At 38.0% G+C, this 1,847-nt stretch carries 2 protein-coding genes; both read left to right on the forward strand.

Annotated features, from left to right (window positions below; genetic code table 11):
- The first annotated feature begins 73 nt into the window (after positions 1-73).
- The gene (yidC, locus tag V7266_RS15330) at positions 74-877 is read left to right on the forward strand and encodes a membrane protein insertase YidC (RefSeq protein ID WP_335468805.1); all 804 of its coding nucleotides are present in this window, start codon (positions 74-76) and stop codon (positions 875-877) included.
- A 311-nt stretch (positions 878-1,188) separates the two neighbouring features.
- Positions 1,189-1,782, forward strand: coding sequence for a YhcN/YlaJ family sporulation lipoprotein (locus tag V7266_RS15335; protein ID WP_335468807.1), 594 nt, complete (start codon positions 1,189-1,191; stop codon positions 1,780-1,782).
- The last annotated feature ends 65 nt before the right edge of the window (positions 1,783-1,847 follow it).

The raw sequence follows: 1,847 nt of genomic DNA on the forward strand, positions 1-1,847 counted from the left end.
AGGATGATTCTGAAGAACCAACTTTCCTTCCATATTTATTCACATAATATACTAAGACATTTTAGGAGGAAATATGAAAAAGAATCGATCTTCACTTATACTTGCGGCCATTTTTATAGTCTCAACCTTACTGTTATCTGCTTGCTCATCACAAGCTCAAACAACAACTACTACTGCTAATAAAACAGGATTTTTTCAAACCTATTTTGTCCATCCATTCTCGACTATTATCCATTCAACTGCTGAATTTTTTGGTGGTAACTATGGTTTAGCGATTATTGTGGTTACACTCATTATCAGACTTGTATTAATGCCATTAATGCTTAGGCAATATAAAAATCAAATGGCTATGAAAGAAAAAATGGATGTTTTAAAGCCCGAGATGGATGCCATTCAAAAGAAAATGAAAACCGAAAAAGATCCGAAAAAGAAACAGGAACTTCAAGCTGAAATGATGGGACTGTATTCAAAGCATGGTGTTAATCCACTGAATATGGGCTGTTTACCAATCCTTATCCAGATGCCAATCTTAACAGCCTTCTATTACGCAATTCGCGGTTCACAGGAAATTGCCACCCATCAATTTTTATGGTTTAATCTAGGGCATTCAGATATTATTATTACGATTATCGCTGGCCTTGTTTATTATTTCCAATTCAAGGTATCTCAATCTAATATGCCAACCGCCCAGCAGCAACAAATGAAAATGATGGGCTTGATGTCTCCTCTCATGATCGTGATGTTTTCTTTTAACGCACCAGCAGCTCTCCCTCTTTATTGGGTTGTCGGCGGGTTATTTTTAACACTTCAGACTTTAGTAAGCCGGAAGCTATACCAAACCAAAAAGACTATTGAAGCTCCTGCACACCAGAAATAAAAAGAAAAGCGGAAGCCCCCGTTTAGCGCACGACAGGACTGGAGCCCTTCGACTGAGATAAAGTCAACACGAAGAGCATTAGCTTTTTCGTGTTGACTTATCGTAGGGAGATGGGCGAAGTACACTAGTCGCTGGGCGCTGAAGCTAGACAATTCTATAATAAGATTCAGAAGCATTGAACCCAATGCTTCTTTTTTTCTATACAGGTGTCCCAATCTAGAAAGCCTTTATAGGTAACCAAATAGGATAATTCGTTCAAATTTAGGAAACCTAACTGAAAAGGTAACTTGAACGAAGGAGTGCTTACATAAATGAAAAAAAGATTGGTTTTTTTGGTATCTCTCATGATTTGTTTGTATATTTCTGGCTGTTCAAAAAATAGTGTAAACGATGATGTGGCAACTCGGAAGCTTGACCTCACTAATACACAACCGACCAAAGTCAATTATAATACCCCCAATCATGGTGGACCAGGTATCACAAGCGTCGACAACAGTGACCCCGAAATAGACCGGAAGCGGAATCTTGGTAATAAGCACTTACCGGACAGTCAAGTTCATTACAGCACATCGAAGATTATAGTTGCGAATCGAGCGTCAGATAAGGTTTCCAATTTATCTGAAATTGATCATGCAAATATTATTGTCACCGATAATAACGCTTATGTTGCTGTTAAATTAAAAGGTTCCCCTGGCAAGCGGTTGTCAGCAACAATCAAAAGCAAAATTACGATGGCAGTAAAATCCGTTGATGCTAATATCGACAATGTCTATATATCGAAAAATCCTCAATTCTATAGCCGAATGACGAGATATACAAGAGAAATTAGGTATGAACAAACCTCTTCCAATTTCATCGATGAGTTTTCCGATACCATTCGTAGAACTTTCCCGGATGCTCGTTAATGATTTAAAGTTGCAGTTGCCTGATTGTGTTTTTTAAAGTTTGGCAGTGTTAATCTTGGATGTTG

This window comes from Neobacillus drentensis, from assembly GCF_036965645.1.
GTDB classification, from domain to species: Bacteria; Bacillota; Bacilli; order Bacillales; family Cytobacillaceae; genus Neobacillus; species Neobacillus drentensis_D.

Excerpts from the sequence above, each read along its gene's own strand:
- yidC (WP_335468805.1), top strand. The coding sequence starts at position 74 with ATGAAAAAGAATCGATCTTCACTTATACTTGCGGCCATTTTTATAGTC.
- V7266_RS15335 (WP_335468807.1), top strand. The coding sequence starts at position 1,189 with ATGAAAAAAAGATTGGTTTTTTTGGTATCTCTCATGATTTGTTTGTAT.